The 7,541-nt window shown below is 59.7% G+C and carries 4 protein-coding genes and 1 pseudogene; 3 read left to right on the forward strand and 2 right to left on the reverse strand.

Annotation, left to right across the window (positions count from 1 at the left end; all coding sequences use genetic code 11):
• The coding region (locus AC07FD_RS17085; RefSeq protein ID WP_478350799.1) for a hypothetical protein at nucleotides 1-182 on the forward strand (182 nt) is incomplete at its 5' end.
• A gap of 111 nt (nucleotides 183-293) precedes the next feature.
• Here the strand turns inward: AC07FD_RS17085 and AC07FD_RS17090 are convergent.
• Nucleotides 294-430, reverse strand: a pseudogene (locus AC07FD_RS17090) (IS630 family transposase); the annotation flags it as partial.
• Nucleotides 431-732: 302 nt separating this feature from the next.
• Complete coding sequence (locus AC07FD_RS17095; RefSeq protein ID WP_478350800.1) at nucleotides 733-2,079, reverse strand: lysine N(6)-hydroxylase/L-ornithine N(5)-oxygenase family protein; 1,347 nt, start codon at nucleotides 2,077-2,079, stop codon at nucleotides 733-735.
• A gap of 1,649 nt (nucleotides 2,080-3,728) precedes the next feature.
• Between AC07FD_RS17095 and AC07FD_RS17100 the strand changes: the two genes are divergently transcribed.
• Nucleotides 3,729-5,813: a prolyl oligopeptidase family serine peptidase gene (locus AC07FD_RS17100; RefSeq protein ID WP_378924326.1), complete on the forward strand. Its 2,085-nt coding sequence runs from the start codon at nucleotides 3,729-3,731 to the stop codon at nucleotides 5,811-5,813.
• Nucleotides 5,814-5,993: 180 nt separating this feature from the next.
• A complete protein-coding gene (locus AC07FD_RS17105) occupies nucleotides 5,994-6,689 on the forward strand; it encodes an OmpW/AlkL family protein (protein ID WP_095085157.1) in 696 nt (231 codons plus the stop codon).
• Nucleotides 6,690-7,541 lie beyond the last annotated feature (852 nt).

Genomic DNA, 7,541 nt, shown 5'->3' on the forward strand with positions numbered 1-7,541 from the left:
GCATGATTCATGCTGAAAATGAGCGATCAACCGCCTGCACGCTACGTGGGGATGCCTACGCGCTTACGCTTCTCCGGGGAAATCTGTCCATAATTCCGGAGACGGCGCTGAGCAAGCGGTACCTGCTGCAGGCCCGGCACGCCATTATCGATCGATTGCGACGGCTCTCTCCTGCCCATTGACCCACAGGAAGGCGGCCATCCGCCGCGATCGCGGCCACGACCACCGATGGCTTCCTGCCGGCGGTGTTGAGGCGATGATTGCGACCGCAGAGCTACTAGAGCACGTCCTGTTTAATCTTGGTCATATCCGGCGGCCTGGAAGTAGTTGGCGTGAACTAATCAAGGAGCGAGCCGACCGCGTCCCACAGAGCCGTGATGGTTCTCTCGGCCTTGGCGCGCAGGAGTGCCTTGAGTTTTGAGAACGCGTCCAAGGGTTCTGTAAACAGGGCCGGATCAATCGCCTTATCTGGTCCGGAAGCGACACTCATCGCCAAAGGGCGGTACCATCCTTTGATGTCCGACCCAGCTTGGCCGCCAACGCCACTGTGATCTTTCGAGTGAGCGACCGAGTCCGGTCTTGACAACCGTAGGAAAATGCACGCCCCCAGAATATGCGATGCGCCGATGGATCCGAAGGCTTGTTCGGTCACGATGACAAGGCTCCGGCTTTGGCCGCAGGGGAGGCGGACACCATCCTTGTATGCCACCGCCGATGATCAAAGGCGAAGCTTCATATTTTTTGGCCCCGCTCTGGAGCCAGGGGACCAGGCCACCGCTCGATCGAGGTGGAACTGATAAAGTCAGGGGGCTCGGGTTTCGCACGTGGCGCGCGCCCCAGAAGGCTGTCGAGGATGCGACGCGCACGCCAAGCAAGCAGGCTTAGGCTCGGATCGACCAGCCCGCGCTGCCCGAGGCTCGCGTTCTGGACGAAGATGCGTCTGTCGCGCGGTCCGTCCCAGCGCACCGAAAAATCCTCGCAAATAGCCAACTCATTGTCGATCTGCTCCAACCGGTCCGCGATCGGTTCCAAGAAGTCTGGCAACGCGTTCTGGTAACCAGTAGCCAGGATAACGATGTCGGCCGTAACCTCTCCGACATCTTCCATGCCGCGCTGCAGGATCAGCCTGTGGCCCGCACCGACGTTGACGCAGCGTGAAACTTTGCAACCCGGCTGCAGTGTGATCTCACATTCGTTTGGCTCGAGAAATGTGTGGCGGTACAGCGCCTGATAGGTCGCGCGTAGCGTGCTTTCTGAAATGCCGTCCGAGGCAAGCACGAAACGACGCAGGAACAGCTTGCGCTGCGACTCGCTCATCCCCGCCAAACGATCCGAAAAGCAGGACATGAACAGCTCATTTGTGAATGGGCTGTTGTCGAGAGGCACGTAGATTTGGCGCTGCGAGACCCAAGTGATCAATCGAGGCCGTAGTTCTTTCGGCAGGCCGACGAGGTGCAACAGCACCTCGGCCCCCGACTGGCCTCCGCCAACGACGCAGACATGCTTTTTCCCCACCTCAGGATGGATGTCTAGCAAAGCGGATGAGTGGAACAGGTTGCGTCCAGTCCAACCCTGAAACTGAGGCGGAATCTGCGCCTGCTTGCCAATGCCAACCACGACGTCTCTGGCGCCGAGAACCGCGTTATCCGTGCGCACCCGAAATTCGCCGTCATAGTAGATTTCGCGCACGGTCTCGCCGCCGCGGACAAGCGGGTTTCTGTGGAACGCCCATCTCAGGTATTGCTCGAACTCAGCTCTGAGCACGGCGTTGAATTGTGCGTTCAGAAAATGGTACAGACGGCCGTGCTCGTGCAAGTAGTTTACGAAAGTGTAGGCTGATCGCGGATTCACCAGCGTAACCAGATCCTCGAAGTGGCTGACTTGGAGTTGCGAGGACTCGAATGTGATGGCTGGATGCCAGCGCAAGTCGACCTGCCGATCCAAGAACTGCGCCTCTAGTCCTGTTTGCTCGTCGTGTATCTGACACGCAAGACTCAAATTCAACGGCCCAGCTCCGACCCCAATGCAAGAGAGCTCCACTTGCCTTGCTCCTACAGGTGTTTCCCGGCCAGGCGGCATGTTCGCGGCAAATATCGGCTTGCGCCCCTCGCGGGCGTTATCGAGCTCCGGTCCTGACCGGATTTGCGACAATTGTCCTGCGCGTTCGGGCTATCGAACATAGACGCCGAGCATTCCAACCGGTGGCAATCGACGGGTCATGGTGGCGACATGGGTTGGGGGGCATCAACGCATGTCCTTGCCGCCGGCCTCCACGACCACGTCGCCATCACTCGACACGGTTGCCAGGCCCATCACGTATTTGAAGCCGGCGCATGATGCGCCGGCCTTTCGGCGGCTTGGTGGCAGGCAAGGGCGCGGTTTTCACCGCGGCGTCGGGCATTTTCGGTGCGCATGAAATCATGGACGACGTTTCTCGCTGATACGTTCGCAGAATCCCGTGCATAGGCCGTGCCAAAGAAGGAAATCAGATCAAAGCAATTGGTTGGCGGATTTTCAAACCTGTCGGAAATCCGACATTGAGGGGTGCGCCTCACGGCGGCGCCCGATTCGCACGTCGATGTCGCCCTTTTTCGAAGAGCCAATCCGTCACCTTTTGAACCAGAAGATTCGGAACAAGGACGGTGTCTTTATCATCGGACGGTGCAGGCCCTTGTATCTCCAGCTGGACAGACCGCGACATGCCTTGTCATCAAAGTCGGCAGTCGCAAGAGCAACCAGATTCTTCACCAATCATGCCGTTGCACTGGGTCGATCACGACATCCTCGAAGGCAGCGATGATGGCGGGTGACGCCATCTCATTCCCGCCGCGAGGCCTCTCTCATGGGAAAGCAATTCGCTCGGACGATGCTCTTGATCAGATGGTTGCGGATGGGCGCATGCCCAGACCTAAGCGCATCAACTATCGCACTAGCTGGGAACCTCACCAACTGCATTGTCGACCGTATAGAGATAGCCGGAAGAGCTTTGCGCTATAATCACATTGCCAACCACGCATCCAAGAGAACAAGCGCCATTTGGTCCCTGCGACCCAATCTAGGCGCGGAGGGATGAGGCCGCTAAGCAACCTTTTGCGCGCCCACAGGTAGGCCAGGATCACGGGCGCCGCGATGCGCTCGGCATTATCGAAGTGAATTGCGTTCTCCGTCGCCGCGAAATGAGAAAATTGCAGCAATGCCCTTGATGTCGCCGCGAACGATCCGGTGCCCTCAAATCCGACAACGCTGCTCGCCAAGAGCTCCATGTTGCCACGGTCGGCGCCATCAATGCGAAAACACCCCTGAAAAAGCTCGACCTACGGTTTGGCGATCTGCCTCAGAAGCAACCGATTGCCCCGTGGCCGAAGTCGATCCGAAGCTCGGTCAGTTCGCGTAGAGCTTCACTGCTCGAGTTTTCCGCGGTGCCCACGGAACCCGCACAGGAGACCGATCATGCGTCTACGGCTGCACGCGTTGTCGGGTCTTCGACAAAGTCGGACATGAGACACAGCGCCATCAGAGCCATCTCATTGTTGTGAAACGATTTTCTCATTTGGCACGACACGTGCTGCACTATCCACATACGCACTTCGGCGCGGATAGAGGAGAAATCATTCCATGATCACGCTGGCCGAACATGTGGTCGCCCCCGCGAAAGCCGAGCTTTCCCGAGCCGACGGAGAATCTTGCGCTTGTTTTCCAGTCCACATCATTCTTCAGGTTATCCGGACATGACGGCATTCGATTTGCGCCCAACGCTGAATGCTCCCGACGATGATCCCTATCTTTGGCTTGAAGATGTAGAAGGCGAACGGGCACTTGACTGGGCGGCCAGCCAGTCGGCCAGGACCTTGGAGCACTTCGATGGAACACAGTTCGAGCGCGATCACGATGCCCTGACAGCGATTTTCGACCGTCTCGACAACATTCCCCTTATCACTCGCCGCGGACAGCACCTCTACAATCTCTGGCGAGATGCCCGAAACCCGCGCGGACTGTGGCGGCGAACCACCCTTGCCGCCTATATGACGGCCGATCCCCAGTGGGAGCCCCTGCTCGATCTCGACGCGCTCGCCGCCCGCGACAGCGAGGACTGGATCTGGGGCGGCGCGTCGGTCGAGCCTGACAAACGGGAACGAGCCGTTCTGCGCCTGTCGCGTGGCGGCAGCGCCGCGGTCGCGCATCGCGAATTCGATCTGGGCACTCTGAGCTTAGTCGCCGACGGTTTCAATCTCCCGGAGGCGAAGGGCGGCATCAATTGGCTCGACCCCGACACGCTTCTGCTGTCCAGTGCCTTTGGTGATGGCATGGCCACCCGCTGCGGCTACGCGCGCACCGTGCGGCTGTGGAAGCGTGGCGCGGATCCGCTCACCGCGCCGGTAATCTTCGAAACCGGTTCCGAATCCCTCGGCGTGTCTGGCCATCTGGATCGCACCGCCGAGAGCGAGCGCCTTTGGTTCATCGAGAGGCCGGCCTTCTTCGAGAAGATAATCCGAATCGGCGACAGAAGCGGGCCGAAGATGCAGATCGACCTTCCTCGGGACGCCTGGTGGAATGGCTTCGGCGACTGGCTGGCGGTAAAGCCGCGCAAGCCCTGGACCGTGGGAGGGACGACCCATGCCGCCGACACGCTGATAGGCATCTCGCTCTCTTCCTTCATCGCCGGAAAGCGTGATTTTAGCACCCTCTTTGAACCAGGCGACAGGCGCTCCCTGCAGTCCTTCTTCTGGAATGACTGCAAGCTCATCATCTCCTATCTCGTCAATCTCGTTCCGCGTTTCGAGATGTTCACCCCCGGCCGTCAGGAATGGACACGCCTAGCGCTGGAGACAGTACCTACCGAAGGAACTGTTTCTCTCTGGCCGCTCGATGCGGAACGGCACGTTTCCAATGGAGAGGTCCTCGTTTCGGCTCAGGACCCGATCACGCCGCCGCAGCTTTTCCTCTTCGACCTCAATGCCACGCCTCTCGGCGCTCCAGTGATCCTGAAGCGCCACCCGGAGAATTTCGACGCATCCGGTCTAGCGGTCACGCGACACGAGGCAGTCGCGACCGATGGTGAAATGATCCCCTATACGCAGGTCGGCCCGGCGAATAGCGACGGGGATGCTCCGCTTCACCTCACCGCCTATGGCGGGTTCGGCATATCGTGCCTGCCCTCCTACAACTCCCCGCTCGGCAAGCTATGGCTCGAACGCGGCGGCACTTGTGTGGTGGCGAATATCCGAGGGGGCGGCGAGTTCGGCACCCGTTGGCACGAGGCGGGTCGTAGGGAGGGCAAGCGTCTTGCGCATGACGATTTCGCCGCCGTTGCCACCGATCTCGTGCGAAGGGGCATCACGCGGTCGAGGCGGATTGCCGCCGAGGGCTGCTCAAATGGCGGTCTGCTGATTGCCAATATGCTGACCCGCTATCCCGAGCTTTTCGGTGCGCTGTTCTGCGCAGTTCCGCTTATCGACATGCGCCGCTACACCAAGCTTTTTGGCGCAGGCGGGATTGGCGAATATGGCGATCCCGACAAGCCGGAGGATTGGACTTTCCTCCGGGAAATCTCCGCCTATCACGCCGCAACGCCGGGACAGCCCTATCCGCCGATCCTGCTTGCCACCACGAAGCGGGACGACCGCGTCCACCCGGGCCACGCGCGCAAGACGGCCGCAAAGTTGCAGGCTCTTGGCTATCCGGCTTACTTCTACGAGGCCAGCGCGGGCGGGCACGGCTACGGCAAGAACAATCGGGAGCGGGCCGCATTCGTCGCCCTGGGCCACAATTTCCTTCGCAGTGCGATCGGCTGGCGCGCCGATAGCGGTCGATAGGTGGCCGGGATCAACAAGAGCAACATTTCAACAAGTAGCACAGGTCGATTTTTGTGAGCACACGCAGAACGGGTGCTCGGTCTCACCAACATGAGCAGGAGGCTCATCCGGTCTCAGCAAGTTCGAGCAGGATCTTTCATAGTGCAGTGCGTCATCTCTGAAGAGCAAGGAAAGAACATCATGGCGAAAAAGCGAATGGGCGTGGCGCGGGAGGTAGCAGCGGCCCTCGTCCTCATTGTGGTGGGACAGCAGGCCGTCGCGGCGGACCTGGTGCAAGCCGCGAGCGTCCCGCAGGCAGGAGCCTCGGTCACGGAATGGCCAAGCCCTTGGCAGGTCCGCCTGCGCGCGTTGGGGGTCATCACTGAGGATTCAGGCCACGTCAACGCGGTGCCCGGCTCCGGTCTTTCCTATTCGGACTCCCTGACACCGGAACTCGATATCTCCTATTTCTTCACCGACAACATCGCCGCCGAACTCATACTCGGCACGACCTACGCCAACATCGACGGCCAAGGAACGATCGGTGGGCTGGGCAAGGTCGGCAAGGTTTGGCTGCTGCCGCCAACGCTCACACTGCAGTACCATTTTACCGATTTCGGCGCCTTCAAGCCCTATGTCGGTGCCGGCGTGAACTACACGATCTTCTATAACCAGGATGCCGGCAGCGCCGATGCTCTCAAGGTTAAGAACACGTTCGGCACCGCGCTACAGGTCGGATTCGACTACATGGTGGATCAGCACTGGGGTGTCAACTTCGACGTGAAGAAGCTTTTCCTGAAGCCAGACTTCGACGTCACGGTAGGCGGCGCGAAGCTGACAGGCAAGGCCGCGCTCGATCCCTGGTTGATAGGCGCAGGTGTCACCTACCGTTTCTGATACCCGCAGCGAAGGTCGGTTGCGACAGCCGATCTGAAAGGAGGGCGCCTCGTGCGCCCTTTTGCCGTCCGCCCTGCATCTCGACGGGCAGCAGCCAATTGCGAGACTACACTTGAAGAAGCCGTTGTCGAAAGGGGGCCTCCCCGCTCCCACAGAACAAAGAAGGGTACGCTTGGTCAACGCGACCTGGACTAACGCCTGAAATGGAAGTGTTTAGACGCACCAGGGAGCAGGATGGCTTTGCCGTGTTGATGCGATGCTGCGGCCACACTCCTCGCCGACATAGTCTCCCGGAAGCATGTCTGAGCTCTATGCAGCACGATCGGCTATCCGAAGATCATCCGGTTGGATCAGGGAGCGAGTTCGCCTTTCACGACTTCGACTATGCCTGCACCAAGGCGTCATCCTATGCCCGCCGGATCATCGGCTGGCGGGTGAAAAGAGCCCCCGGCTTGTGGTGGTGAAGGGCGTGCCCCTGAGCGCCCGTTCAGGCGGAGCCTGGTCGGGATTGCACAGCCGGAACGGGCGCGGCAGGTTGGCTTTTCGGCTTTAGTCTAGCTTTGAAAGCGGCTCTGAAGCACCAGGATTCGTTTCCACTTTCGACGATCTCGCAACGATGCGTAAGGCGTTCGAGCAGCGCGGTCATTTTTGGAAATTTGTCCCCGCCCGAGACGCGCTTGGTAGGCAAAACGCGGGTTTTGCAGCCTTTCGCTCTACAACTTGTGATTGCGAATAGGCGACGCGTCGGCCCCCAATCGAGGCCGACGCAGCTTTTACTTTCATCCTGTTTGTCGTGCGGCTATCGCTTGTTCAGTTTCGGCGGTAGAACACAATGATGTCGTTTTGCCTGCC

The organism is Mesorhizobium waitakense, from assembly GCF_056431085.1.

Bases quoted from the DNA above. Each gene is read 5' to 3' on its own strand.
- AC07FD_RS17105 (WP_095085157.1), top strand. From the start codon at position 5,994: ATGGCGAAAAAGCGAATGGGCGTGGCGCGGGAGGTAGCAGCGGCCCTC.
- AC07FD_RS17100 (WP_378924326.1), top strand. From the start codon at position 3,729: ATGACGGCATTCGATTTGCGCCCAACGCTGAATGCTCCCGACGATGAT.
- AC07FD_RS17095 (WP_478350800.1), bottom strand. From the start codon at position 2,079: ATGCCGCCTGGCCGGGAAACACCTGTAGGAGCAAGGCAAGTGGAGCTC.